The organism is Terribacillus saccharophilus (assembly GCF_046592595.1).
GTDB lineage: Bacteria > Bacillota > Bacilli > Bacillales > Amphibacillaceae > Terribacillus > Terribacillus saccharophilus_C.
This window is the reverse complement of record NZ_JAWVPF010000011.1, coordinates 1-26,533: the sequence shown is the minus strand read 5'-3', so window position 1 is coordinate 26,533 and position 26,533 is coordinate 1. Positions and strand designations below refer to the sequence as shown.

General features: G+C 45.1%; 26 protein-coding genes and 2 riboswitches. Of the genes, 17 read left to right on the top strand and 9 right to left on the bottom strand.

What is annotated here, in order from left to right:
- Positions 1-813 carry an alpha/beta fold hydrolase gene (locus tag SFC25_RS16955; RefSeq protein ID WP_411216399.1) on the bottom strand — a complete coding sequence of 271 codons (813 nt, stop codon included), beginning with the start codon at positions 811-813 and terminating at the stop codon, positions 1-3.
- A gap of 265 nt (positions 814-1,078) precedes the next feature.
- On the opposite strand from SFC25_RS16955, the gene yugI reads away from it, so the two are divergent.
- Positions 1,079-1,450 carry a S1 domain-containing post-transcriptional regulator GSP13 gene (gene yugI / locus SFC25_RS16950; RefSeq protein WP_411216398.1) on the top strand — a complete coding sequence of 124 codons (372 nt, stop codon included), beginning with the start codon at positions 1,079-1,081 and terminating at the stop codon, positions 1,448-1,450.
- A 44-nt stretch (positions 1,451-1,494) separates the two neighbouring features.
- Here yugI and SFC25_RS16945 read toward each other — a convergent pair whose 3' ends face one another.
- Entirely contained in the window at positions 1,495-1,728 is a 234-nt protein-coding gene (locus tag SFC25_RS16945; protein ID WP_095224303.1) for a DUF378 domain-containing protein, read from the bottom strand.
- Positions 1,729-1,873: 145 nt separating this feature from the next.
- On the opposite strand from SFC25_RS16945, the gene SFC25_RS16940 reads away from it, so the two are divergent.
- On the top strand, positions 1,874-3,220 hold the full coding sequence (locus SFC25_RS16940; RefSeq protein WP_411216397.1) for a glucose-6-phosphate isomerase: 1,347 nt from the start codon (positions 1,874-1,876) through the stop codon (positions 3,218-3,220).
- Between the two features lie 42 nt (positions 3,221-3,262).
- Here the strand turns inward: SFC25_RS16940 and SFC25_RS16935 are convergent, their stop codons facing one another.
- Complete coding sequence (locus tag SFC25_RS16935) at positions 3,263-4,264, bottom strand: potassium channel family protein (RefSeq protein WP_411216396.1); 1,002 nt, start codon at positions 4,262-4,264, stop codon at positions 3,263-3,265.
- 70 nt (positions 4,265-4,334) lie between these two features.
- Here SFC25_RS16935 and SFC25_RS16930 point away from each other — a divergent pair, with 70 nt between their 5' ends.
- The gene (locus SFC25_RS16930) at positions 4,335-5,135 is read left to right on the top strand and encodes a phosphotransferase family protein (RefSeq protein WP_411216395.1); all 801 of its coding nucleotides are present in this window, start codon (positions 4,335-4,337) and stop codon (positions 5,133-5,135) included.
- A gap of 38 nt (positions 5,136-5,173) precedes the next feature.
- Here the strand turns inward: SFC25_RS16930 and SFC25_RS16925 are convergent, their stop codons facing one another.
- Positions 5,174-5,731, bottom strand: a complete 558-nt coding sequence (locus SFC25_RS16925) for a thioredoxin family protein (protein ID WP_411216394.1) — start codon at positions 5,729-5,731, stop codon at positions 5,174-5,176.
- Positions 5,732-5,842: 111 nt separating this feature from the next.
- Here SFC25_RS16925 and SFC25_RS16920 point away from each other — a divergent pair, with 111 nt between their 5' ends.
- Together SFC25_RS16920 and SFC25_RS16915 are read left to right on the top strand one after the other, a co-directional pair.
- Complete coding sequence (locus tag SFC25_RS16920; RefSeq protein ID WP_411216393.1) at positions 5,843-6,901, top strand: M20/M25/M40 family metallo-hydrolase; 1,059 nt, start codon at positions 5,843-5,845, stop codon at positions 6,899-6,901.
- Between the two features lie 58 nt (positions 6,902-6,959).
- Positions 6,960-7,105: riboswitch (FMN riboswitch) on the top strand.
- Positions 7,106-7,293: 188 nt separating this feature from the next.
- Positions 7,294-7,872, top strand: a complete 579-nt coding sequence (locus SFC25_RS16915) for an ECF transporter S component (protein WP_411216392.1) — start codon at positions 7,294-7,296, stop codon at positions 7,870-7,872.
- Positions 7,873-8,076: 204 nt separating this feature from the next.
- On the opposite strand, the gene SFC25_RS16910 is transcribed toward SFC25_RS16915, so the two are convergent.
- From SFC25_RS16910 to SFC25_RS16900, 3 genes are all read right to left on the bottom strand, one after another.
- A complete protein-coding gene (locus tag SFC25_RS16910) occupies positions 8,077-8,460 on the bottom strand; it encodes a TraR/DksA C4-type zinc finger protein (RefSeq protein WP_411216391.1) in 384 nt (127 codons plus the stop codon).
- Between the two features lie 16 nt (positions 8,461-8,476).
- Positions 8,477-8,863 carry a PaaI family thioesterase gene (locus tag SFC25_RS16905; RefSeq protein ID WP_411216390.1) on the bottom strand — a complete coding sequence of 129 codons (387 nt, stop codon included), beginning with the start codon at positions 8,861-8,863 and terminating at the stop codon, positions 8,477-8,479.
- Between the two features lie 91 nt (positions 8,864-8,954).
- Positions 8,955-9,902 carry a 1,4-dihydroxy-2-naphthoate polyprenyltransferase gene (locus SFC25_RS16900; RefSeq protein ID WP_411216389.1) on the bottom strand — a complete coding sequence of 316 codons (948 nt, stop codon included), beginning with the start codon at positions 9,900-9,902 and terminating at the stop codon, positions 8,955-8,957.
- Between the two features lie 213 nt (positions 9,903-10,115).
- Between SFC25_RS16900 and SFC25_RS16895 the strand changes: the two genes are divergently transcribed.
- From SFC25_RS16895 to SFC25_RS16860, 8 genes are all read left to right on the top strand, one after another.
- Positions 10,116-11,471, top strand: a complete 1,356-nt coding sequence (locus tag SFC25_RS16895) for an isochorismate synthase (protein WP_411216388.1) — start codon at positions 10,116-10,118, stop codon at positions 11,469-11,471.
- On the top strand, positions 11,468-13,213 hold the full coding sequence (menD, locus tag SFC25_RS16890; protein ID WP_411216387.1) for a 2-succinyl-5-enolpyruvyl-6-hydroxy-3-cyclohexene-1-carboxylic-acid synthase: 1,746 nt from the start codon (positions 11,468-11,470) through the stop codon (positions 13,211-13,213). The genes SFC25_RS16895 and menD overlap by 4 nt, the downstream gene beginning before the upstream one ends.
- Positions 13,206-14,021, top strand: a complete 816-nt coding sequence (menH, locus tag SFC25_RS16885) for a 2-succinyl-6-hydroxy-2,4-cyclohexadiene-1-carboxylate synthase (RefSeq protein ID WP_411216386.1) — start codon at positions 13,206-13,208, stop codon at positions 14,019-14,021. Before menD ends, menH begins: the two co-directional genes overlap by 8 nt.
- Entirely contained in the window at positions 14,021-14,839 is an 819-nt protein-coding gene (gene menB, locus SFC25_RS16880) for a 1,4-dihydroxy-2-naphthoyl-CoA synthase (protein WP_038565044.1), read from the top strand. Before menH ends, menB begins: the two co-directional genes overlap by 1 nt.
- 71 nt (positions 14,840-14,910) lie before the next feature.
- On the top strand, positions 14,911-16,386 hold the full coding sequence (locus SFC25_RS16875; RefSeq protein ID WP_411216385.1) for an o-succinylbenzoate--CoA ligase: 1,476 nt from the start codon (positions 14,911-14,913) through the stop codon (positions 16,384-16,386).
- The gene (menC, locus tag SFC25_RS16870) at positions 16,386-17,483 is read left to right on the top strand and encodes an o-succinylbenzoate synthase (protein ID WP_411216431.1); all 1,098 of its coding nucleotides are present in this window, start codon (positions 16,386-16,388) and stop codon (positions 17,481-17,483) included. The genes SFC25_RS16875 and menC overlap by 1 nt, the downstream gene beginning before the upstream one ends.
- 63 nt (positions 17,484-17,546) lie before the next feature.
- Positions 17,547-17,717: a YqaE/Pmp3 family membrane protein gene (locus SFC25_RS16865; protein ID WP_411216430.1), complete on the top strand. Its 171-nt coding sequence runs from the start codon at positions 17,547-17,549 to the stop codon at positions 17,715-17,717.
- 124 nt (positions 17,718-17,841) lie between these two features.
- Positions 17,842-18,594, top strand: coding sequence for a SurA N-terminal domain-containing protein (locus tag SFC25_RS16860; RefSeq protein ID WP_411216384.1), 753 nt, complete (start codon positions 17,842-17,844; stop codon positions 18,592-18,594).
- 38 nt (positions 18,595-18,632) lie between these two features.
- Here SFC25_RS16860 and SFC25_RS16855 read toward each other — a convergent pair whose 3' ends face one another.
- Positions 18,633-19,454 (bottom strand): DUF6612 family protein, encoded by an 822-nt coding sequence (locus SFC25_RS16855; protein ID WP_411216383.1) that lies wholly within the window; start codon positions 19,452-19,454, stop codon positions 18,633-18,635.
- 675 nt (positions 19,455-20,129) lie between these two features.
- On the opposite strand from SFC25_RS16855, the gene SFC25_RS16850 reads away from it, so the two are divergent.
- Both SFC25_RS16850 and ytkD read left to right on the top strand, forming a co-directional pair.
- Positions 20,130-20,660 (top strand): hypothetical protein, encoded by a 531-nt coding sequence (locus SFC25_RS16850; protein ID WP_411216382.1) that lies wholly within the window; start codon positions 20,130-20,132, stop codon positions 20,658-20,660.
- A 27-nt stretch (positions 20,661-20,687) separates the two neighbouring features.
- Complete coding sequence (ytkD, locus tag SFC25_RS16845) at positions 20,688-21,164, top strand: RNA deprotection pyrophosphohydrolase (protein ID WP_411216381.1); 477 nt, start codon at positions 20,688-20,690, stop codon at positions 21,162-21,164.
- Between the two features lie 46 nt (positions 21,165-21,210).
- On the opposite strand, the gene pckA is transcribed toward ytkD, so the two are convergent.
- Positions 21,211-22,794 carry a phosphoenolpyruvate carboxykinase (ATP) gene (pckA, locus tag SFC25_RS16840; RefSeq protein ID WP_411216380.1) on the bottom strand — a complete coding sequence of 528 codons (1,584 nt, stop codon included), beginning with the start codon at positions 22,792-22,794 and terminating at the stop codon, positions 21,211-21,213.
- A 189-nt stretch (positions 22,795-22,983) separates the two neighbouring features.
- A riboswitch (SAM riboswitch) is annotated at positions 22,984-23,089 on the top strand.
- 183 nt (positions 23,090-23,272) lie between these two features.
- Here pckA and metK point away from each other — a divergent pair.
- Positions 23,273-24,472, top strand: a complete 1,200-nt coding sequence (metK, locus tag SFC25_RS16835; RefSeq protein ID WP_411216379.1) for a methionine adenosyltransferase — start codon at positions 23,273-23,275, stop codon at positions 24,470-24,472.
- 134 nt (positions 24,473-24,606) lie between these two features.
- A complete protein-coding gene (gene asnB / locus SFC25_RS16830; RefSeq protein WP_411216378.1) occupies positions 24,607-26,514 on the top strand; it encodes an asparagine synthase (glutamine-hydrolyzing) in 1,908 nt (635 codons plus the stop codon).
- Positions 26,515-26,533: the final 19 nt, after the last annotated feature.

Below are 26,533 nucleotides of genomic sequence, written 5' to 3'. Positions count from 1 at the left end.
TCACTTTATATACGAGACAATGGTCTCCGGTGTCTCCTCCGGTAAGAGATGACCGGCATCAGGAAGGATATGGAGGGTGGCATGGGGAAGCTCAGCAAGCAGCCTGTAGCCAATGGAAGGAGGCAATAATGGGTCCTCTTTTCCCCAGAAGATGATTGTTTTTGCATTTATCTGCTGCAGACTGTCATTCGGTAAATCACCACCGCGTGATCGGATGAATCGAGCAAGACTCGGATAAAGTTCCTTGGCCATAAAAGGAATGCTGTATGCAACTACCATCCGCAGGTTTATCTTTTCCGGATCAGCAACCAGATGGCGCAGGAAACCAACAACACTGGAGGCTTCGAATACGAGCTGCATAATCGCAGGAAAGATGCTGGCAGAGGCTATCAAGCTTGAGAATGCGTCCGTTGGCAGCATATAGCTGGAAGGGGCAAACAAAAACAGATTATCAATGCGATCAGGATAGCTATAAGCGAGGCGCATAGCAATTTGTCCGCCCATTGAATGACCGCCAATGTCCAATTTTTCTATCTGTAAATAATCAAGAAGCGACGCTGCAAGAACGGTATAGTCTTCATAGGAAAAAGCTATCTCAGCCGATTTCTCACTATTTCCAAAAGGAGGGAAATCCAAAGTTATGACTTGAAACCGTTGACGCAGCTCCGGAATCATGCGGTGAAAGCAGCTTCCGGAGGCAAGGAAACCATGAAGAAGAAGGATGGTACGGGAGTTGTCAGGGTTGTAAGAAGGATAAATGCGGTAATCGACAGCTGCTTTATTGTAATGGAAAGTATGGTTCGAGTAAGACATGTTAGCTTGCCCCTTTGCCTGCAATTAGTTTTAGTCTCGGTCAATTAAGACTTTATATGCAAAAAAAATAGCAAAGCGATACGCATCGCTTTGCCTACAGGGGGAATACGAGAAAGTCTTACAGTACTATGTATTACCAAAATAACTCTTTTGCAAACCTGATCCATAAAAAAAATCATACTTAGATAAATTTTTGCCGAATCCTACTTACTGTGATAGAATTATTTATTGCGTATAAAGTAGAAAAAATCAGGAGTTGTTTAGTATGGCAGAGAAGTTCGAAACAGGACAAGTATTGACAGGTAAAGTAACAGGAATTCAGCCTTACGGTGCGTTTGTTGCATTGGATGAGCAGGTTCAAGGATTGGTTCACATTTCCGAGGTAACACATGGTTTTGTAAAAGATATCAATGAACACCTATCTGTGGGCGATGAAGTGAAAGTTAAAATTCTTGATATCAACGAAGAAAACGGTAAATATTCCCTTTCTATCCGCGCTACGGAAGAAGCGCCTGCAAAACAGCAGCAAGCTAGCAGCCAGAAACAAGCTGTTTCCGAGGATGCTCCAGCAGGATTCAATACGTTGAAGGATAAACTTCAAGACTGGATCAAACAAACAGAAGGCAACCGCAAATAATTAGAAAGACCCCCATTAAAGGGGGTCTTTTTTGATTTATCCGTTTATGCCTTGGTTGTTGATGCTTCTTCCACTTCTTTACGCTCAAGGAACAGAGCAGAAATCGACACAAGACCAGCCAAGCCGACAAGACTGTAAATAATCCGTGGAAAAGCAGCCGCCTGACTGCCGTTACCAAAGATACCTGCAACCAAGTCGTAGTTGAATAAACCGACTAATCCCCAGTTGATCGCGCCGATAATGACAAGAACAAGAGCGATACGCTGTACCATATTCAACTGCATAACCTCCATTTCATGAAGCGAGATGATAAATCTTTCTTAGCATGCCTTTGTTGGCAGATTATATTCCTGCAACAATTCTTGATTTACTTGTCCAGTTTCGGTAAAGTTGCAATAGTAAGCAGTTTCAAGGAGGATGAATATGACACACATCGGATTCGATTATAAGAAAGCGATGCCATATATCGGGGAGCAAGAGCTGGATTACCTTGCACCGCTTGTACAGGCTGCGCATAAACAATTACATAATAAAACAGGTGCCGGCAATGATTTCTTAGGCTGGCTTGAATTGCCGACGGATTACGACAAAGAGGAATTCGCTCGTATCAAGCAGGCAGCAGCGAAGATCCAATCTGATTCGGATGTCCTGCTGGTCGTTGGAATCGGTGGTTCTTATCTTGGTGCACGTGCGGCAATCGAAGCACTCACACATAGCTTTTTCAACGTGCTTTCCAAAGAAGACCGCAAAGCACCGCAAGTATTCTTTGTCGGCAATAGCATCAGTGCCCCTTATTTGAATCAGCTGCTTGATGCAATCAAAGGTAAAGATGTCAGTGTGAATGTCATTTCCAAAAGTGGTACGACAACTGAACCTGCTATTGCGTTCCGTATCTTCAAAAAGTATTTGGAAGAAAAGTATGGTGTTGATGAAGCGCGCAAACGTATTTATGCCACAACGGATAAAGCGAGAGGTGCTTTGAAAACTCTGGCCAACAAAGAGGGCTATGAGTCGTTTGTCATTCCTGATGATGTGGGCGGTCGTTTTTCTGTGCTGACAGCAGTAGGACTGCTTCCGATTGCAGCGGCTGGTGTCGATATCGACAGCATCATGTCCGGTGCACAAAAAGCGCAGGAAGAGCTTGCGGTATCCGATGTGAAGGAAAACCCTGCATATCAATACGCTGCTGTCCGTAACGTTCTGTATAACAAAGGCAAAAATATCGAATTGCTTGTGAACTATGAGCCGTCATTGCAATATTTCAGTGAATGGTGGAAGCAATTGTTCGGAGAAAGTGAAGGGAAGGATCTAAAAGGATTGTTCCCGGCATCTGCCAACTTCTCAACTGATTTACATTCCCTCGGTCAATATGTACAGGAAGGCCGCCGCGACTTATTCGAGACAGTCGTGCTAGTGAAACAGCCCGTTTCTGATGTGACGATAGAAGCGGAAGAGGAAGATCTTGATGGCTTGAACTATCTTGCAGGCCAAACAGTCGATCAAGTGAACCACAAAGCGTTCCAGGGTACTTTGCTTGCCCATACAGATGGGGACGTACCGAACTTGGTCGTAGAAGTTCCGGCACTAGACCCATTCAGTTTCGGTTATCTGGTTTACTTCTTTGAGAAAGCATGTGCAATCAGCGGATACTTGCTTGGTGTAAATCCGTTTGATCAGCCAGGAGTGGAAGCATATAAGAAGAACATGTTTGCATTGCTTGGAAAGCCTGGTTATGAAGAAGAAAAAGCAAAACTTGAAAAAAGGCTATAATAAAAAATCCCTTCTGAGCCTTAATGGCAGGAAGGGATTTTTTTAATCTATATGCTGCAGGGTAATGATACAGTCCCCCTGGTGCATCAGTTCCTGGAAGTCTGGGCTCATATCCATGTCTTCTCCTCGCATATAACCGATTGCTGTCTTTTCCTTGCGCGCAAAATAACGGCTGGCTTCAAAAAAACTTTTACCAACCAGTTCATTGGGTATAGACATGATTCGGATCTCTTGTTCTCTCAGGAAATGGAGCAGCAATTCCAAATGATTTTTCTTTTCTTTGTGATACATCTCGTGAAAAAATAATGTACTTACAAAATCATTTGATCGGATGACAACATCTGCACCCGCACGGCGGAGGTTTTCCTTTTGACTATGCGTCAGTATTTCCGCCACGATATGGAGTGTTGGGTTGTTCCCGCGTAAGGCAATCGCTGTCAAAACCGTTGTGTAATCGATTTGTTTTTCGTTTTTGCCGGCGTTGGCGGTAATGATCGCTGTTTTTGCATGCTGGATATTCGCTTTTTGAAGTGTCTTATCTTCGGATGCGTCACCGCGAATGAAGTGTAAAGCATGTTCTCTATAGGGGAGCATTGTCAGCGTCTGATCGATTAAGACGACAGGCTGCTCCGGATGTTTTTCTTTCAGTTTCTCAAGCAGTGTCCTGGCACGTTCATTCCAGCCGATAAGGATGATATGATTACGTCCTTTAAATTCGGTAAGTCCTTTGGAAAGATCTTGGGCGTACTTTACAGTTCCGGCAGCAATTGTAGTCAAAGAAAAGGTAACAAGACCAGCTCCAGATATGATAAGGAATATTGCAAGAATCTTGCCGTACAATGTTTCTGGAATTAAATCTCCGTAGCCGACTGTGGAAGCAGTCACGAATGCCCACCAAATACCGTCAAAATAAGTTGGGAATTGCTTCGGTTCTATGTGGCGCATGCATATACCGAATACCACCATCACAATAAGCACAGTGGAAAAAAGACGTACTAGTACGGGCAGACGAAAATAGAAACGTCGCAGAAACTGTGTGAGCATGCTATCCCTCCACATTTTTTGGTTAGTATATGTATATTCACAAGCTTTAAACGAACAGGAGGGAATAGGGTTGGATAAAACGTGGGCAGAATGGCTCGAAGGATACGTGCAGGAACCTATCAGGAGCGTTGAAACTATTGATACAGGCTGGGATCACGATGTGTATGTCCTGAATGACAGCTGGGTTTTGCGGGTGCCAAAAAAGGGTGCCGCAATAAACCAGGATGAGAAGAAGCTGCTCAGAGCATTACAGGTCAAAACAAACATTGCGCTGCCTGCACCTACCATCTGTACAACGCCAGAGGGCAACGAAGCAATGCTTTATCCATATATACCAGGACAGCCGATTTCTGCAAACATGTCAGATGTGATTCTTGAAACTGCCGCGAACCAGCTAGGTGCTTTTCTTTCAAAGCTCCACCAATTGGACGCTTCCAGTTACGCGTTACTGAAACGAGACAGTACATATTATGATTTGCTGCTTGATAGGGTAAGGTGTTTTTATCCGGACTTATCTGATTCTGCCATCTATCACACGGAAAGATTGTTTCATGAACTGCAGCCGATTTGTACCGCCTTTGTCCATGGCGATTTGCGTTCAGAGCACATTTTATGGGAAGAATCGACCTGCCAAGTTGGTATCATTGATTTCAGTGATATGCACGTCGGTGATCCAGCCATCGATTTTGTCGGGATTGGTCAGATAAGTACAGATTTCTTGAACCGAGTCCTGTGTAACTATGATGCTGCTGGTAAAGAGGCTATATTGCAGCGAGCAAACCAACTAGCCAAATTGAGACCATATTTTAAGCTGCTTGAATATGGCCCAGGCAGCAATCTGGCAGCAGAAATAGAGCGCCAATATATATGAAAAATACACAAACAAAAAAACATCCATAATGGATGTTTTTATGCTTCTTCAAGGCCTCTTTTCAGGCTTGCATAGACGCGCTTCCAGAAGTCTGTATTGTCACGATAGGATTTTGTGATGAAAGTGAGCATCTGGCTGCGTTTTTCCTCGTATTCAGGTGCATCCTTATCTGGCAGGCTGCTGAAGGATTCGTCGATATACACTTGCAGTTCAGGAGCACGTGGACCCCATTTTGCAACTTCATCGCCATTTTGGTTGATAAAGATAATGATTGGAATGGAGCGGCTTTTCCCATTAGTAAGGTATTGATCCATCAGCTCCAGGTTCTCATCACGGCGAAGGATGCGCACATCAATTGCTCCAGCCTGTGCGATGTGATAAAAAATCGGCAGATTCAGCATGGCATCTCCGCACCAGTCTTCTGTCAGAACGATTGCACGCAATTTTTGTGTACGCAGAGTATTGAAAAATGCCGTATCTGCTGGAAGCTCGTAGTGGTCATAGATATGCATCGTGTTTTCTTTATGTGTTTGCATGGAGTCCAAATAAGCATCGATATTTATTCCTTTTTCAAACCATTCATTCAATGTCGTCATATGTCTCATCCTTTCTGATGTTTAGTTTACCCGAGCGGTAGGATAAACTAAACAAATAAGCCTCTGATTATGCTACAGTGATAGGAGACTACATAAAAAGGCGGAATAGATATGCAACTAGATAATCAGGATTTTTTAATGGAATTGCTGCGGACGGCATCTCCGTCCAGCTATGAGATGGACATACAAAAAAAGTGGATGAAGGAATACGCTCCGTACGCTGATGAGATGCGTACAGATGTGTCGGGTAATGCTATTGCAGTTATAAATCCGGATGCGGAATTCAAAGTCCTGCTTGCTGGGCATTGTGATGAAATTGCAATGGTTGTCACAGGAATTGATGAAAATGGCTTCTTGCGGATAGATGAAATGGGACGGTTCAATGCGAAAGCTGCATTGGGTATGACCGTACAGGTCATCGGTTATAACAAGACGATTCCGGGTGTGGTAGGTGTGAATGCGATGCACCTTGGAGGAGTGAAAGGAGACTTTGAGCTGCCGGATCTGTATATTGATTGCGGAGCAAAGTCCAAACAGGAAATGGAGCAATATGTGCAAGTAGGTGACCTGATAGTTTACCAGCGGCAGCCATCGGTGCTGATGGATCGTTATGTGACTGGACGAGGTTTGGATAACCGCACAGGTTCATTCATTGTAGGGGAAATTGTCCGCCGGTTAAATAAAGAGAACGTCAATGTTGGTATTTATGCAGTGAGTACAGTGAATGAAGAAACGAATATGGGTGGTGCGTACTTCGCAGCAGCTGGTATTCAGCCGGATTTAGCGATTGCTTGTGATGTTACATTTGCTACCGACCATCCAGGAGTCAACAGACGGAAAGTGGTGGATGTGAGCTTGGACGGAGGTCCTGTACTGGCTAAAGGTGCTCCGATCAACCGTAAAGCGAATCTCTTGCTGGAGCAAGCCGCAAAGGAATTAGATATTCCGCTGCAATATGAACTGACACCGCGCATAACTGGTACGGACGCAGATAAGATGCGCTATTCTGGTAAAGGTGTCTCGACAGCACTCGTATCCTTGCCGCTCCGCTATATGCACTCTCCAGTAGAAACAGTCAGTCTGCAGGTCATCCAGCAGGAGATAGATCTTTTGGTAAAATTCCTGACAAACCTGACAGGTGGAGAAAGCTTGAATCCATTGGATCTGTGAGCATAGGGGTTGCAAATGCGAAGAAAGCAGTTATAATATAATAACAAAACTAAATCGATTCTATCTTCGGGGCAGGGTGCAATTCCCGACCGACGGTGACAGCAGGAAACATGCTGAAGTCCGTGACCCGCAGAACTTTGTTCTGCGGCTGATCCGGTGCAAGTCCGGGACCGACAGTGAAAGTCTGGATGGGAGAAGATACGAAGCAGAAGAGGGATGCCGAACTGGCTATCCTTGTTTCCATACGATAGCCGTATGTTTAACATCTTCATGCTTATTTGCGTATATTCCAAGCCCCAGAGCATTATGCTCCGGGGCTTTTTAACGTAGATAGGCAGCTTCCCCTTCATCAAGAGTTAGAATCGATAAACAGATGAAGGAGGAGAACGATAATGCGTTCATCCAAGTTAACTAAATCAATCACTTTCGCTTTACTGGGTGCGATCAGCATGGTGCTTATGCTGCTGAATTTCCCGCTTCCATTCCTGCCGCCTTACTTGAAGATTGACTTCAGTGAGATTCCGGTATTGATCGCAGCACTGCTGTTTTCACCGCTTGCAGGTGTTGCTGTCGAAGCAATCAAGAACTTATTATACCTTATCTTTACAGGAGCTGGTGACCCGGTAGGTGTCGTGGCGAATTTCCTGGCAGGCATGCTTTTCGTAATGCCAGTTGCATACTTTTATCATAAATTTAAAGCAAGCAAAAAAACACTCGTTTCAGGTTTGGCTACAGGTACGGTTGCCATGGCAGTCGGAATGGGTGTACTGAATTACTTTGTTGTCCTGCCGCTATATAGTATCTTCCTAGGCTCTCCTGTCATGAGCGCTGATGCGAAATGGGCTGCAGTCATTGCAGGTATCCTGCCATTCAACCTATTGAAGGGGATCATCATAGCAATCGTCTTTGTACCACTGTTTGCAAAACTGAAACCGTGGTTTGCAAAACGTAAAAGATCAGCAGCAGCATAAAAAAGCTCCCGATTCGGGAGCTTTTTTATGTCCGAAAAACAGTTGTTGCAATACAGGATAGTCCATGCTACAATAGTCTAGCGATGAGCTGAATTGCATAAGTCGGTAAAGCGCGTCTTAGACACGTGTGGATGTGGCCACATGGCTTTACACGCCGCAATTAACAAAGGCACCCTGCGAGGGTGCCTTTTCTTATGTCCTTTTTTAGGCTCTTCTTGCTTCTTCTACTTGAGCTTGTTCCTCTACAAGCAGACGTGCAGTAGGTTCAGCCTTCAAACGCTCCTCTGGAATAGGTTCGCCGGATTTCTCGCTCACTCCATAAGTGCCTTCTTCGATTCTATCCAGTGCATCCTCGATATCGCGAAGTCGTTCACGTGCAGCTTCCTTTAATGTTTCGGCTGTCTCGCGATCATGCATTTCTGTTCCAAGATCTCCTGGATGATTAACAATCGTTGAAAGCTCCCCGACGCTATCATTAGGAAATTCTTTAGCGCTGTTATAACTATCGTTTCCTTTGATTTGTTCCTCAGCTTCTTCCTTCATTGCAAGCAATTGATTGCGGAAATAATCCAATTTATTTTTATCCATGTTCCATCCATCTCCTTTATTGCCTTCTCGTTTTCACAGCCAGCGTACAGCGGGCGATAGAGAGCAGGTCCTCGTTTTCGTCCGAAATGGTCACCTGCCAAACCATCGTCGATTTTCCAATATGGATCGGGGAAGCGACCGCAGTTACAATACCAGTTCGAACACTGCGAATATGGTTAGCATTGATCTCAAGGCCAAATACAGCCTGAGTTGCAGGATCTGCATGCAGATTGCCGCCGATACTTGCTGCTGTCTCTGCCAGAGCTACACTGGCACCTCCGTGCAAGAAACCCATTGGCTGCCGGTTATGCGGTCCGACGGGCATCTCCATTACAACCTGATCCTTATCTGCTTTGACCACCCGCATTTGCAGCTGTTCCATTAATGTATCTGAGAAGTTCATATTAGTAACCTGCTTTCTGTATGTAATGTATTTCCCGTACCAGTACGTATTAAACCTATATAAAAAAGCGGGCTGGATGCCCGCTTCTAAATTAGAATGAAAGTGGTGCGAATTGCTGGATCAATAAAGCAATCACAAGCAATAGACCATAAATCGTATTCGTTTGTCCTGTTGCCTTCATCGCAGGCATCATCTCAAGCGGCATTGTCTTGCCAATGAAACCACGGTAAGCATCACGAGCTTTCTTAATGCTCAAAAATGTGATGACAGCCCAAATTGGAAGTAATCCTACAGCAATGAATACAGCAGTAATGACATAGCTGACAATGAAACAAATACCAAGGAATGTAACACCTTTTTTACGGCCAAGCAGAATAGCCACTGTTCGTCTGCCGTTAACTTTATCACCATCATGGTCCCGAAGGTTATTGGCGAAATTGATACACGCAATGAAAATTGTGACGGGTATACTGATCAAAACGACATTACCAGTCAGTGTCAATGTCTGGATGTAATATGTGATGCAAATGATGATAGCACCCATGAAAACGCCAGAAGTCAGCTCACCAAAAGGTGTGTAGGAAATCGGATAAGGACCTCCTGTATACAAATAACCGCAAAGCATACATGCCAGTCCGATTAATGCGATATACCAGCTGGATTCCATGCAAATATAAACACCTAACAGCATGCTGATCGCATAGAACGTCAGCGCAAGTGACAAAACGGTTTTCGGCTTGATACCGTCTCGTACGATTGTACCGCCGATTCCGACAGACTGCTCATTATCCAGTCCGCGGACAAAATCATAATACTCATTGAACATATTCGTCGCACATTGAATCAGCATACAAGCAAGAAGCATAGCTCCGAAAAGCAGCCAGTTGATTTTGCCATCCAATGCTGCGAGCATCGTTCCTATAAAGACAGGCACGAAAGAAGCTGTCAACGTATGGGGACGCATGAGGCGCCACCAAATTTGAAACCCTTCGCGCTCATTAAGTGCTTGTCGCACATTATCGTTTCCGATAGATTGCATAATACTTTCTCTCCTTAAAAATGCAGGGCATTATATCATATTAATTTTAGGGAAACAAAGATAGCATGTCAACGTAAATTGCTTACTTAAAATAAGTTATCAAGTGCTACTCCTTGTTTATCGGTGGAAAAGGGAATAGAATAGGGAAGGACATCAGAAAATGAACGTAAACGAACTTTAATTGTCCTTGCAGTAATGTGGAGGTCGGAAAATATGATTCAACAATATAAGACAGATTTCGAGTCTTTTCTTCGTAAAGCTGCTAGTGAGCAGCAAGAGCAAATACTGGTGAGCTGGACAGAGAAAGTTGGAGAGATAGATCCTCTCCGTTTCTTTGCCAATGGTTCTTCTCTGAAAGGAAACCGCCATTTCTGGTACAGCCAAAAAGATGATTTTTGCTTGGTTGGTGCAGGACCAGCAATATTGGATATGCGTACTGCTGATGAATGGGAGCATGTTATAGAAAGTGCAGTTGTTCACAATCTTTCTGGAATAGCTGGTACAGGGCCTGTTGCATTCAGTGGGATGAACTTTCAGCAGGAGCGCAGGCGCGAACTATGGCAGGACTTTCCTGATACACAATATCGCATACCTGCTTTTACTTTGACCAAAACGGAGAAAGAATATTATGTAACAATCAATCAGTTAGTGGACAGCTCAAATATCGAGAGTCAAATCACTAGTGTAAACGGGCAGCTGGAGCAGCTATTCTCAGAACAAACTCTTCCAGCTTTGCAGACAAGACTCGTTGGGAAGGAAGAGCTGGAGCCGCTGGCGTGGAAGCGATTAGTAAAAGAAGCAACAGACACAATAAAATCGACTGATTTGGATAAAGTTGTACTGGCAAGGGGAATGAAACTAGAGTTTAAAGAAAAGCTTCAAGCAGCTGGTGTGCTTCGGAATTTACGGAACACCCAAAAGGACAGTTTTGTTTTCGCCGTGGAAAATGGTTCGGCATGCTTCGTTGGGGCAACGCCTGAGCGTCTCGTGCGTGTTGAGTCCGGTACGTTGCATACAAGCTGCGTTGCAGGAACCGCTCCGCGCGGAAAGAACGAGCTAGACGATGAATCGATCGGAGACGCGTTGCTTCAAGATAGTAAAAATCGTGAAGAACACCAGTACGTTGTAAAGATGATTACCGGTGTAATCAGGAAATACAGCAAGGATCTGCGTTTGCCGGATGGACCGCAGCTATTGAAATTACGTCAGCTTCAGCACTTGTATACGCCGGTATCTGCTACACTTCTTCCAGGAGCATCGCTGCAGCAGATTGTGCAGGAGCTGCATCCAACACCTGCGCTGGGTGGTCTGCCTAAGCAGGAAGCATTGGATTTCATTGAAAAAAAAGAACCGCTGGAACGAGGCTGGTACGGTGCGCCCGTAGGCTGGATGGACAGCTATCGTAATGGAGATACTGCCGTGGCCATCCGTTCTGGTCTGTTGGATGGGAAGCAAGCTGTGTTATTTGCAGGCTGCGGTGTCGTGAAGGACTCGGATCCGGATATGGAATTCGAAGAAACGGCAATTAAATTCCGTCCCATGCTGGAAGCTTTGGAGGTATCAGAATGAGTCATATTGAAACATTGACCAAATATGTCGGACATTTTGTGGATGCACTCTGGCGAAATGGTGTGGAGCAAGTAGTTATTTCACCTGGATCTCGTTCCACTCCTTTAGCCCTTGTGATGACGGAGCATCCGCAAATGAAACAATGGGTGAATCTGGATGAGCGTTCTGCTGCATTCTTCGCGCTCGGTCTTGCGAAAGAAAGCCAAAAGCCGGTAGCGCTTGTATGCACGTCGGGAACAGCAGCAGCGAACTATATGCCTGCTGTTGTCGAGGCTTTTTACAGCCGTATTCCTTTGATTCTTTTAACAGCCGATCGGCCGCATGAACTGCGGGATGTAGGTGCGCCTCAGGCCATCAATCAAATTCAGATGTACGGCGGCTTCGTCAAATGGTTCCATGAGATGATGCTTCCGGAAGCGAATCCGGCAGCGCTGCGGTATGTACAGCAGCAAGCTGGCAGGGCGATGCAGCAGGCGCTGGAAGGAAATCCAGGGCCGGTGCATCTTAATTTTCCGTTCCGCGAGCCGCTTACGCCTGACTTTACGATTGAGAACATATGGTCCTCAGGAGAAACAGCTGTAAAGCCTGCTTTGTATGGTACAGCACAATTGGGAGAAGAACCTGTATCGCAGCTTGCTGAAATGCTGGAAACCTCCAGTAAAGGCTTGGTGGTAGTCGGTCCCCAGGAAGACAAGGATCTTGCCGATGCTGTCGTTCGCTTTGCTGAAAAGTGGCAGCTGCCAATATTGGCAGATCCGCTATCCCAATTACGAAGCGGCGCGCATGCAAAGGATGTTATCATCGAAACATACGATACGATTCTGAAATCGGAAGCTGTACGAGCGAAACTGCAGCCTGACCTCATTATCCGGTTCGGCGCCATGCCTGTTTCGAAGCCGTATCTCTTTTTGATGAAAGAATATACCGGCAGCAATCATATTGTCGTGGAGAAACACGCAGGCTACCGTGAACCGGTTGGAGTGGACACGCAATTTATCTATGCTGATCCGGCTAAGCTATGCGAGGCGTTGGCATCGATTCCTGTGCCGGAAAGAGGGACATGGCTGCCAACATGGCAGGAAATGAACCGGATTGCACAAGAAGCACTGCATGATGGTATGGATAACAAGGACCTTACAGAGGGAATAGCTGTACAGGACATGCTTCGCGAAACGCCGGAGGACAGTCATGTGTTCGTTGGCAATAGTATGCCGATCCGTGATTTGGACAGCTTCTTCTTTGCAACTGATAAAGGAATACAGCCATGGTGCAACCGCGGAACTAATGGAATCGATGGTGTTGTTTCTACTGCACTTGGTGTTGCGGCCAGCGGGAAACGCACGACACTCGTTATCGGGGATCTTTCCTTCTATCATGATATGAATGGATTGATGCTAGGTCGTAATTACGGTCTCGATCTCACTATTGTTGTGATCAACAACAATGGCGGAGGCATCTTCTCCTTCTTGCCGCAAGCGCAGGAGGCGGCCCATTTCGAAGCGCTTTTCGGTACACCTACGAACCTGGATTTTGCACACACAGCCGGTCTGTACCAACTGCCTTATACATTGGCAGAGGATCGAGCAGCATTTTCAGATGCTCTGCAGGAAAGCTATAAAAAAAAGGGAATGCATATTATTGAGGTGCGAACCGAGCGGGATGCCAATGTCCGCTGGCACCGTGAAAAATGGCAGAATGCCGAAAAGCTGCTGCTGGATTATTTGGATGCTGATCATGCCTGATTTTCACTTTATCGAAAGCGGCAGTGATTCAGCGTCAGATACACTTTTACTGTTTCATGGATTTACTGGCACGCATCAAACATGGCTGCCATTCTTAGAGTCATGGAGTGAGACGCATCACGTGATTGCTATGGATATGCCAGGTCATGGTCAGACAGAAATTCAGGATGACCTGACAATGGATCGATTTACAGATGATGTGGCGGTTTTTCTAAACCAGCAAGGAATTGCTGCTGTTAAGCTGCTTGGGTATTCAATGGGAGGCAGGGCGGCTCTTTCATTTGCCACCCGCTATCCTGACAGAGTAAGTGGGCTGCTGCTGGAAAGTGCATCACCAGGGCTGCGTACAGAAGAGGAAAGGCTGGCCAGGCAAAAGCAGGACGAACATCTGGCCAGCCGGCTCGAAACGGATGGTTTGGTGCAGTTTGTGGACTTTTGGGAAAATATCCCGCTGTTTGACACACAAAAAAACTTGCCTGAACCAACACGGCTGAGCATTCGGGAAGAACGCTTATCACAGCAAGCAACCGGTCTTGCGAGGTCACTCCGGACTATGGGAACAGGCCAGCAAGACTCCTGCTGGGACAAGCTATCCTATTTGGATAAATCAGTCGTATTGGTTGCTGGATCAATGGATCATAAATTCGTCGGAATCAATCAGGAGATGGAAAAAAGGCTGCCTGCAGCAGATTTGCACATTGTTGCAGCGGCCGGTCATTGCGTCCATGTTGAACAACCGCGAATCTTTGATAAAATAGTAAGAAGATACTTGCTTCATAATGAAGCGGATATATTGGAGGAATCATAATGGCAATTACATGGGAAGCTACCCGTACGTACGAAGACATTTTGTACGAAGAATACAATCAGATCGCAAAAATTTCGATCAACCGTCCGGAAGTTCGCAATGCGTTCCGTCCGCAAACGGTAAATGAACTGATCGATGCGTTTACATACGCTCGTGATGACTCTAACATCGGCGTTATCGTACTTGCCGGTGTCGGCGATAAAGCATTCTGTTCAGGCGGAGACCAAAAAGTACGCGGTCATGGCGGTTATGTGGGAGAAGATCAAATCCCTCGCTTGAACGTACTTGATTTACAGCGCTTGATCCGTGTTATTCCGAAACCAGTTGTTGCAGAAGTGTCTGGTTACGCAATTGGCGGCGGACATGTTCTCCATGTAGTCTGTGACTTGACTATCGCTGCTGATAACGCAATCTTTGGACAGACAGGTCCTCGTGTCGGAAGCTTTGATGCTGGATACGGTGCTGGTCTTCTTGCGCGCAATATCGGTCAGAAGAAAGCGCGCGAAATTTGGTTCCTATGCCGTCAGTACAATGCACAGGAAGCATTGGATATGGGCTTGGTCAACACAGTTGTTCCATTGGATCAACTGGAAGCAGAAACAGTTAAATGGTGTGAAGAGATGCTTTCCATGTCTCCGACAGCATTGCGTTTCTTGAAAGCTTCTCTTAATGCAGATACAGATGGACTTGCTGGTTTGCAGCAAATGGGCGGAGACGCGACATTGCTTTACTATACAACGGATGAAGCGAAGGAAGGCCGCGATGCGTTTAAAGAAAAACGCACACCTGACTTCAAAAAATTCCCGCGTTTCCCTTAATAGATACCCAGAAGAACCTTTGCAGCATATTGCAAAGGTTCTTCTTTATGACAGAAAGGAATGGATGCAACATGACAGAAATCATCCCGCATTGGCTGCAGAAGCAGGCCGATCTCAGTCCGGACCGCCTAGCTTTGGAGACGCCGGAGGGAACGACAATTACATTCGGTGAACTGCACAAGGCAGTCGATCTCCGTGCTCGAAAGCTTTCTTCGCTAGGTGTCAAGCAAGGATCACGGATCGCAGTGCTGTCTCACAACAGTGTGGAGATGGTGATGCTTATCCATGCACTAAGTTATATCGGAGCAACATTGATCCTGCTTAATACGAGATTGACAGCATCGGAATGGTCGTTCCAGCTCCAGGATAGTGAAGCGGATTTACTGCTCACAGCGGCAAGATTCGAAAACCAGGCTGAAGATATTGGTGTTCCATCACGGGCGATCGATATGTTGCACGACCAGCCTGAAAAGGAGTATACACGCTGCGCAGAGCTTCGGTTAGATGATGTGTTCAGTATCATTTATACTTCCGGCACAACAGGCAATCCGAAAGGTGTCGAGCATACGTACGGCAACCACTGGTGGAGTGCGATTGGTTCTGCTTTGAATCTCGGCCTTTCCCAGGAAGATAAATGGCTTTCGCCTCTGCCGATGTTCCATGTTGGCGGATTATCAACCATCTTCAAAAGCGCCATTTACGGGATGCCATTATATGTGACAGAGAGCTTCGATGAAAAAACTGTCCAGACAGCGATCATAGAGCGTGGCGTGACAATCGTCTCTGTTGTGACGGTTATGCTTCAGCGCTTGTTGCAGCTGCAAGATGAGGATGGCGTCACGTATCCTGATACATTTCGATGCATGCTTTTAGGGGGAGGACCAGCTCCGCTCCATTTGCTTGAGGAGTCAAAAGCACGTGCGATACCTGTGTTCCAATCGTATGGGATGACCGAAACTGCGTCGCAAATCGTGACATTAAGCCCTGAGGATAGTATTCGCAAGCTTGGATCTGCCGGAAAAGCTCTCGTTCCTGCCCAGCTGCGCATCATGACTGAAACTGGATTGGCGAAGCCGAAGGAGCCCGGGGAGATTCAAGTGAAAGGCCCGATGATCACCAAGGGATACTATCGGAATCCGGACGCAACCGACGGAGCGTTCCGAGAAGGATGGCTTGCGACAGGGGATATTGGTTACACAGATAAAGATGGTTACTTGTATGTGCTTGACCGAAGGAAGGATCTGATCATTTCTGGTGGTGAAAATATCTATCCTGCTGAAGTGGAAGGGGTATTGACGAGTCATCCAGCTATAAAAGAGGCAGCTGTCATCGGAAAAGCTGATACAAAATGGGGAGCCGTACCTATAGCGTTCCTTGTGAAAAGTACAGAAGTTGGTGTTGAAGAATTACAAGCGTATTGCCAGGAAAGACTGGCGCGTTATAAGATTCCAAAAGACTGGCGCTTTGTGGCAGAGCTTCCGCGAAATGCGAGCAATAAACTGATGCGCTATAAGCTGCAGCAGCTGCTTGATGAGGGAAGTGCGTGATGGAACTGAGAAGCTATCGTCTATTCCGATACACACTGCCCCTAAAACAGCCTTTCACGACCCATGCTGGTGCGTTGAACGAAAGAGAAGGGATCATTGTCGAGCTGCAGGATAAAGATGGGCGTACTGGATTTGGAGAAGGAGTGGCTTTTGCTGTTCCTTTTTATACGAGTGAAACAGTTGCATCCAGCTGGATTCTGCTGCAGGAAACATTGCTTCCGCTTTTACTTGCCAAAAAGTTAAATCATCCTGCAGAAGTTCCCCAGCTGTTTTCCGGTATCGTCGGCAACCAAATGGCCAAGGCTGCTGTTGAAGGGGCGTTATGGGATTTACACGCGAAGCAGCAGGGTAAAAGCCTTGCTGCTTGTATTGGCGGTACAAGGTCAAAAGCGAAAGCAGGAGCAGTCATCAGTCTATCTGATGATCTAGAGCAGACAATTACGATGATCCGCAACCAGGGCTTTGAGCGTGCCAAGCTGAAAGTGACAAAATATAACGAGCGAAAGGCCATTGAGCTCGTTAAATCGATCGATCCTGAATTACCGCTCATGATTGACGGGAATGGCATGTACGAGGAGAAGGATATTCCTCTTCTTGCCGAACTGGACAACTTGGACCTGCAGATGATTGAACAGCCGTTTCTTCCAGGAGATATTGTCTTGCATCATCGTTTGCAGCAGAGCATGAACACACCAATTTGTCTTGATGAGTCAGTAGAGAGCTTTTCGGATGCCTGGCAGGCTCTTGAGTTAGGTTCATGCCAAACCATCAATATCAAGATTGGAAGGGTAGGAGGCTTGACGGAAGCTATCCGAATCCATGATTTATGCCAGCAAGCGGGTTTAGCTGTTTGGTGCGGCGGAATGGTGGAAACAGGTATATCAAAGGCACATAATCTGGCGCTCGCTTCCTTGCCTGGTTTTTCAATTCCTGGTGATTTGTCTGGATCTGACCGGTATTTCGACCGGGACTTGCTGATCAAGCCTTTGCGAGTGGAACAAGGCAGCATCCAAGTACCGGATGGGCCAGGTATCGGGGTTGACGTAGATATGGAATACTTGCTTCATGTTTCCAAAGAGGTATCTGCCGGTAAATAGGTGTCAAATGGAGCAGATAAGGGTATTTCTAAAGTAATGCAGCCTGGAGGAGGAATACCTATGTTGATGTACCTATTGGCGATTCTATTGCCGCCTGTAGCCGTATTGTTCACCGGTAAACCATTCAAAGCATTACTGAATCTAGTTTTGACGCTGATGTTCTTCGTACCGGGAGCCGTTCACGCAGCTCTGGTAGTTAAAGATCATAAAGATCGCAAAAAGCGGTATGCATAAGAAAGGCGCCCCTTACTTGGGCGCCTTTCTCTTACTTTTCTACTAAAAATACGTGGTATACTTGAGTTGACTGCTAATAGATGTTACATTCGTAACCATACACGAAGAGAGGGGTTTCTATTTTATGAAACGTATTACAACCCTATGCTTGATGCTGGTACTAGCTATTGTATTGGCTGCATGCGGGAATGATGAGGATAAATCATCTGACAATGCTTCCACAGCTGACCAGGAAGAAGCGCAAAAACAAATGGAAGAAATGCAGAAGAAGATGAAGGAACAGCAAGTAGATCCCGATGAGACAGTAGCTACTGTCAATGGCTCCGAGATCAAAGGCGAAGAGTACAACTCACTTCTATCCTCTGCTCAGCAGCAATCACAAGCAAGCGGATCTGATCCGACAACGGATGATGCCGCAAAAGAATTAAAGGATCAAGTGTTGAAAAGTCTTGTAGGAAATGAACTGCTTTTACAAGAAGCGGAGAATAAAGACTACGAGGTTACTGATAAAGAAGTAGATGAAGAATTGAAATCCGCTAAAGAGCAGTTTGAAGATGAAGACCAATTCAAACAGGCATTGGAAGCCACAGGTTCTACAGAAGATGAGTACAAGCAGCAGCTGAAAGAAGGCTTGCTAGTTACGAAATATGTCGATAATGAGCTGTCTCCGAAAGAAGTGACAGAAGACGATATGAAGACATATTACGAAGAGATGGAAAAACAGGCGAAGGAAAGTGAACAAGAAGACAGCCTGCCGAAATACGATGACATCAAAGATCAGTTGAAAGCAACTATGGAACAGCAAAACCTGCAGACAGTCATGCTTGAAAAAGTGGACGAGCTCGAGAAAGATGCAGATGTGAAATATAATATCTAAGCAAAAAGGCACCAGGTTATCCTGGTGCCTTTCTTTTTTTAGTAAGCTGCAGCTGCTTGATCAGAGATGTCTACTGCACTTTCTGCTTCAGCTGGAATTTCGATGCTGTCTGTTGCGTTATAGTTCTCATAGTTCATATCCATCAATGCATTGACGGTTGCTTCTTCACCAGCTTCTTCCATATTCATGACCATATCCAATTTAATATTTTTCGGATAATTTGTCTCTTTGTCGATGGTGACTGTGTAGTTGAACTTATCGAAAGTAAAGTTGCCCATGCTTTCGAGGCTTTCTCCTGCTGCGCCCATCTGCTCTTCCATAAAGCTCATCATTTTATCTTCTGCCACTACAACATCAAGTACATACTCAGAGTCGGTCTCGGATACTTTGATACTTTCCGCGAGGTCCTTGACTTGCTGCATTTGTTCATCCAAAGGCTGTGAAACTTGATCGGTTCCTAATGATGCGCCAATTTCTGATTCAGCATCCATCTTCATCCACATATCGGAAGCTGGTTCATACATATAAATCATATTATCCTTAATATACATATCGAACTGCTGTCCCATGGATTCCATGCTGAGTTTTGAGGAAAGTGGATCCATCACTATAGTACCGTCAGCGGTTGTAGTCATGGTTTGATCCACTCCCGAAGCTTTAACGTCCATATCCATTGTCATATCCATATCATAGCTATTCAAATTTTCATTGGCTTCAGCGGATTTTTGCAGAATCTCTTCTGGCGTTGGACCTTGTTTTTCATTTCCTTCAGCTTCTTTAGAAGCGCTGTCTGTTCCGCATCCCGTTAAGAATAGTGCCAGTGCTAGTACTAACCAGCCAAGGTGTTTTACTGATTTCATCTAATCCCTCCAAAATAATTTGCTTTTCACGGACCCCGTTACCTTATTACTAACGGAGTATGTCTTATTACTATCGATGTCAAAAATTAGTCCGTCTGGAAAGCTTATCAATTCATTACGTATTCTACATGAAGTTGCATCACAATTTCTTACAAATTTCTACATTCAGTAAGAAGTTACTACGACTTTTTTGAAAATGTTTACAAAAGAGAAGCATAATACCCAGAAAAAAATGAGACATCAGAACTAGAGGTGTTGGGAGAAGGAATTATGCGCCACTATCACATCCCTACATAGAAGATTTCTCTCAGACTTCATTGCCTGCCGTCCTAAATACGCAGTCATATAATGGAGGCAGCAGGATCCTTTCGGTGGTGACCCTCCAATATTATTTTTGTTGGCTGGATATCAGAAAGGAGATTAAGTGCAACATGTTGTATGTATTTCTTCATCAAGCCATTGTAATTCATATGCTTATTTCCCTTTATTTTACAAATTAAACGCGCAGTCATATTTACTCTCGGAAGAAAAATAATTGGAAACGTTTTGTGCAATTAAATGAACAGTGACATGTCAGAAACCGACAAACAGTATGAAAATCCTACAAGTTTTCGGGGTTTTAAAAGCGGACAGATGAGGAATACCTATAATACGACTACATAAGGAGGACTATTTATGCTTCAACCCACTTGGAAAAAAGCAATTGCTGCTCTCATCATGCTCCTAGTCCCATTTACATTCGCGCTATCATACCAGTCAGACAATATATCTGCAGTAACGGCTGAAAATGTGAAGGCTGAAAAAAACGAGGCTGCAGAGCAGCCAGAACTGACTAAAGAACAAATAGAACAGCTGACAGCTGCGTTCATGGATAAAGTCACACAAGACATCGATACAAACTACAAAGTTTTAAATTATAATACGAAGGAAGAATTGCTGGAAAGTTTTGATGAAGTGGCTACAAGAGATGTAAGCGGACCGATCGTCGATTTTTATTTCACAGAGGAAGAAGATGGCCTGTATATTCTGCCAACCGAGACACCTGCTTGGTTCAATCCGGATAATTCATACAAAGTAGAAACAGACTCCGATAAGTATGTTACAATTACACAAAGCAATACCGATGATTTGCACGGTAACTATACAATCGAGATCAAATTCTTGTATGACGGAGGCTGGAAGATCGCAGCAGTCAAATACTTGTAGGTTTGATGTGAAGAAGGCAGTGGGAAGATGATTACGTTCAGAGATTACTACAATAATGAAGTGAAGATGTCTTTTGCCGATCATCCATTTTCTGATCAGCCTAAGCATGTGTGGGTGATTTGCCGATACGGCAGCAAATGGCTGCTCACACGTCATAAGGATCGGGGGTTGGAGTTCCCTGGCGGCAAGGTGGAAAAAGGTGAAACGGCAGAGCATGCGGCTTTGCGTGAAGTAATGGAGGAGACTGGCGGTGTCGTGCAGCAGCTGAAGTATGTCGGTCAGTACTTTGTAGCTGGCAAGGCTGGTCATATCGTGAAGAATGTTTATTATGCCATCATCTCGGAACTGAAAAAGAAATCCAATTACTTGGAAACATATGGACCAGTACTGGTTGAAAAGTTTCCTGCCCATCTTGCTCAGCATGCAGAATACAGCTTCATGATGAAGGATAAGGTGCTGCCCAGTGCATTGCATCATATAGATAAGTTTGAAAAGACAATGTAAAAAAGAACAGCCCCAAAAGCTAATTTCAGCTTCGGGGCTGTTCTTTTTATCTGTATAGCGGTCCTGCTTGGCGGACTGTATCATCAATGAAATCAAATTTTGTGAAGTTCTGATGGAATTTTACTGCAAGTTCTTGTGCCTTCGCTTTATAGGCAGCTTTATCTTCCCATGCATTTTCCGGCATCAGAAGCTCAGCTGGTACATTTGGAATGGAGACAGGAACATGCAGTCCAAAAATTGGATCTTGCGTGGTTTCTGTATCACGAAGTTCTCCGTTGAGAGCCGCCTGCACCATAGATCTTGTAAAGGCAAGCTTCATACGAGATCCAGAGTGATAATCTCCGCCTGTCCAGCCGGTATTGACGAGATACACCTCTGCCTGGTGTTCACTGATTTTTTCACCGAGCATCTCAGCATATACAGATGGTGCCAGTGGCAGGAATGGAGCACCGAAGCATGTAGAAAAAGTAGCTTCCGGTTCTGTTATACCGCGTTCTGTTCCAGCTAGCTTGCTCGTATAACCGCTAAGGAAATGATACATTGCCTGTTCGGTTGTCAGCTTGCTGATTGGAGGCAGAACGCCAGTTGCATCTGCTGTCAGGAAGACGATTGTCTTTGGATGTCCTGCTAAGCTCTTCGGAAGACTGCCTTTGATGTAATCAATCGGGTAAGCTGCACGTGTATTTTCTGTAACAGAACCATCTTCATAATCGCAAACACCAGCTTCATCGACAGTTACATTTTCAAGGATTGTGCCGAATTTGATGGCGCCATGAATTTCCGGCTCTTTTTCAGCAGAAAGATTGATGCATTTAGCATAACAGCCGCCTTCAATATTGAAGATGCCATCAGGTGACCAGCCATGTTCGTCATCCCCGATCAAAGGTCTGTTCGGATCGGCGGATAGTGTTGTCTTACCTGTTCCGGATAAACCGAAGAAGAGGGCTGAATCACCATCGGGGCCAACATTGGCAGAGCAGTGCATCGGCAGGATTTCCTGCTGAGGCAAAAGGAAATTCATGACGGAGAAGATGGATTTCTTCATTTCACCGGCATATTCCGTACCGCCTATTACGATTACTCTCTGCTTGAAGGAGACGATGACAAATGCTTCCGAATTTGTGCCATCAACCAGTGGATCTGCTTTTACACCAGGGGCAGAGATGACAGTGAATGCAGGTTTATGTGCAGCCAGTTCCTCTTCGTTCGGCCGGATGAACAACTGGTGGGCAAATAGGTTATGCCAAGCGTATTCATTGATTACTTGTATTGGAAGATGGTAGCGTTCATCAGCTCCGGCAAAGCCTTGGAATGAGAATACTTCTTCCTGTGCCTGCAGATAGTCGACGACTTTACCTAATAAGTGTTCGAAAGTTTCTTCACTGATAGGCTGGTTGACTTTTCCCCAGTCAACTTTGTTTTCAGAAAGCTCGTCTTTGACGATGAATTTATCCTTTGGAGAGCGGCCGGTATATTTTCCGGTAGCAGCCCGCAAAGCACCAGTCCTAGTCAAACGAGCTTCTTGGCGGGACAATGCCGCCTCCGTCAGCTGAGCCGCTGATAGGTTTTTTCTTACATTTGATTGGGAGCGCATTTCTTCTAGCGCTGTTAACGCGTGCATCATTCGCATCTGGATCCCGCCTTTTCTAATGAGTTTTAAATTAGTATAACACATTAAAATATTAATACATACTATTTTAAATTGCAATCAATAAGTGAAGGATAATCTGCGAATAATTCCGATGAATTCAGTCGGTATTTACACGATTTTGTTGACTTCTGGAGGCTGTTCCGATAACATAGTTGCGAACGGAAAACACTCTTATTCAGAGTAGGCGGAGGGACAGGCCCTAAGAAACCCGGCAACCGTCACATTTGTGAAATGGTGCTCAACCTGAGCAAGGTTATACCTTGAACGATAAGAGAGGGAATAAGCCAGCCTTCTGTTATGATGGAAGGTTTTTTTCATGTAACGGCTTAATATCAAAAAAAGAGCAATACTATTGAGAGTGCTCTTTCAACCTTCACCCATTATCAAGTTTCTTAATAACATACTTGGAAAGAGTAAAACTTCCGTATTAATCGTAGTTGAAGGGGGATTTGGCAGAATGACTGCTAATCGTCGATTATTTACCTCAGAATCCGTTACTGAAGGCCATCCGGATAAAATCTGTGACCAGATCTCGGATGCTATATTAGATGAAATCTTAGCTAAGGATCCGAATGCCCGTGTTGCTTGTGAAACGACTGTTACGACTGGTCTTGTACTTGTTGCAGGTGAAATCACAACAAGCGCTTATGTGGATATCCAAAGCATCGTACGTAAAACAATCAAGGAAATCGGTTATACACGTGCGAAATATGGCTTTGATGCTGATACGTGTGCTGTATTGACAGCAATCGATGAGCAATCTCCTGATATCGCAGGCGGTGTCGATCAAGCGCTGGAGGCTCGTGAAGGGCTGATGACGGACGAAGAGATCGATGCAATAGGCGCAGGTGACCAAGGCTTGATGTTTGGTTATGCAAGCAATGAAACACCAGAATATATGCCGCTTCCAATTTCATTGGCACACCGTCTATCCAAGCAATTGGCGACCATACGGAAAAATGAAACTGTGGATTACTTGCGCCCGGATGGGAAAACACAAGTAACAGTGGAATATGATGAAAACGATCAGCCAGTACGTATTGATACGATTGTCATCTCCACGCAGCACCATCCAGAAGTGGAGCAAGCTCAGATTCACGCTGATTTAAAAGAGCTTGTTATCAAGCCTGTCGTTCCTGCTGAATTGTTGGACGAGAAAACAAAGTATATCATCAACCCGACTGGACGATTCGTTATCGGCGGCCCGCAAGGTGATGCAGGCTTGACTGGACGTAAAATCATCGTTGATACTTATGGCGGCTATGCCCGCCACGGCGGCGGAGCGTTCAGTGGAAAAGATGCTACAAAAGTAGACCGTTCCGGCGCGTATGCAGCACGCTATGTAGCAAAGAACATCGTTGCAGCAGGCCTTGCAGAGAAATGTGAAGTACAGCTCGCTTATGCGATCGGTGTTGCAGAACCAGTTTCCATCAGTATCGATACTTTCGGAACAGGAAAACAATCACAAGAAGCATTGGTGAAAGCAGTACGCGATTTATTCGACCTTCGTCCTGCCGGCATCATCAAAATGCTGAACCTGCGTCAGCCTATCTACAAAGATACAGCTGCATATGGCCACTTCGGACGTACAGATAAAAACTTCCCTTGGGAGCAGACTGACAAAGCAGTACAGCTGGAAAGCTATACATTTGCATAATCTGCTTGAAAGGCAAGAGTGGAAATTCCGCTCTTGCTTTTTTTGTGTCGGCGCCCATAATCTTCCTTCAAGAACCGAATTGTTTTATGCTATAATTAATGGCTAGAAGTAATGAAAGAGAGGCTAATAAGTAAATGTGTGGTTTGATTGGCGTAATTAGAAAGAACGTAAAACAACTAACGCAAGCTGATAAGGATAAATTCAAACAACAGAACAACATCATTACGCACCGCGGTCCGGATGATGAAGGATATTACCATGACGAACATGTATCATTCGGTTTCCGCCGCTTGAGTATTATTGATATCGAGGCTGGTGTTCAGCCATTAAGCTATGACGACGAAAAAATCTGGATGGTCTTCAACGGAGAAGTCTACAACTATGTAGAGCTTCGTGAAGAATTGCTGAAAAAAGGCGCAGAGTTCAAAACAGAATCCGATACCGAGGTCATCGCTGCGATGTACCATACATACGGAACGGAAGCATTTAAAGAGCTTCGCGGTATGTTCAGCATCTTGCTATGGGATAAGGAGAAGAAAACACTTTTCGGAGCACGTGATCCATTCGGCATCAAGCCGCTCTTCTACAAAGAGACGGACGAAGAGATTTTCTTTGCTTCTGAGAAGAAGAGCATCACACTTCTGGAAGAATCAGAGACAGTCGATACCGAAGCGCTGCAGCATTATTTGAGCTACCAGTATGTACCGGAGCCATTTACGATGACAGAGGGTATCAAAAAGATAGAGCCTGGTCATTACTTCGTGAAGCGTGAAGATGAACCGATGGAATTCCATCGTTACTGGCATGCGACATTCTCACCTAAGATCATGGACAAGCAGGCTTGGATCACACGTATCCAGGATGTTCTTCATGATTCCGTAAGCAAGCATATGCGAAGTGATGTACCAGTCGGTTCCTTCCTTTCCGGCGGAATTGATTCCAGCATCATTGTGGCTATTGCGAAGCAATTTAATCCGAATCTGAAGACATTCTCTGTCGGTTTTGAAAGAGAAGGATTCTCCGAAGTGGATGTGGCGAAAGAAACAGCTGAGAAACTTGGCGTAGAAAACTATTCCCATATCATCACACCAGAAGAATATTTGGAAAAACTTCCGAAAATCATGTGGCATATGGATGATCCATTGGCTGATCCGTCCGCTGTGGCCCTTTACTTTGTGGCAAGAGAAGCTAGCAAACATGTAACGGTTGTACTTTCCGGAGAAGGTTCTGATGAACTATTCGGCGGTTATAACATTTACCGTGAGCCAGAATCCTTGCGTATGTTCGACAGCATCCCTGGTCCTGCCAAAGCTTTGCTTGCAAGAGTAGCTAAAGTATTGCCGGAAGGCGTACGGGGTAAGAGCTTCCTTGAGCGTGGAACCACGCCATTGAAAGATCGTTATATCGGAAATGCTAAAATGTTTGAGGATGCAGACAAGCAAAAGCTTTTGAAAACATACAATGAAGCAATCCATTACCAACAGATCACGGCTCCATTATATGAGAACGTGAAAAACGAGTCCCTTGTCGATCAAATGCAGTATATCGACATTCATACATGGATGCGCGGTGACATCCTTCTGAAAGCGGATAAGATGACAATGGCGCATTCATTGGAACTTCGCGTACCATTCTTGGACAAAGAAGTATTCCGTGTGGCTCGTGAAATTCCGGAAGATCTTAAAATTGCAAACAATACAACGAAGAGCCTGCTTCGCGAAGCGGTAGAAGGCATTGTACCGGATCATGTTTTACATCGTAAAAAACTTGGTTTCCCAGTGCCAATGCGCCACTGGCTGAAAAACGAATTGAATGGCTGGGCGAAGACACTCATCCATGAAAGCCAAACAGATCATCTTTTGCATAAAGACTATATCTTGAATCTGTTGGATGCACATTGTCAAGGCAAGGGAGACTACAGCCGTAAAATTTGGACTGTACTTGCCTTCATGCTATGGCATCAAATTTACGTTGAACGTAAGTATGACTTTACAGAGTTCCAAAAAGTCGACAGAGTGGAAAGCAAACTGCAAACCACATAATAAAAAAGCCGTTCCTGTG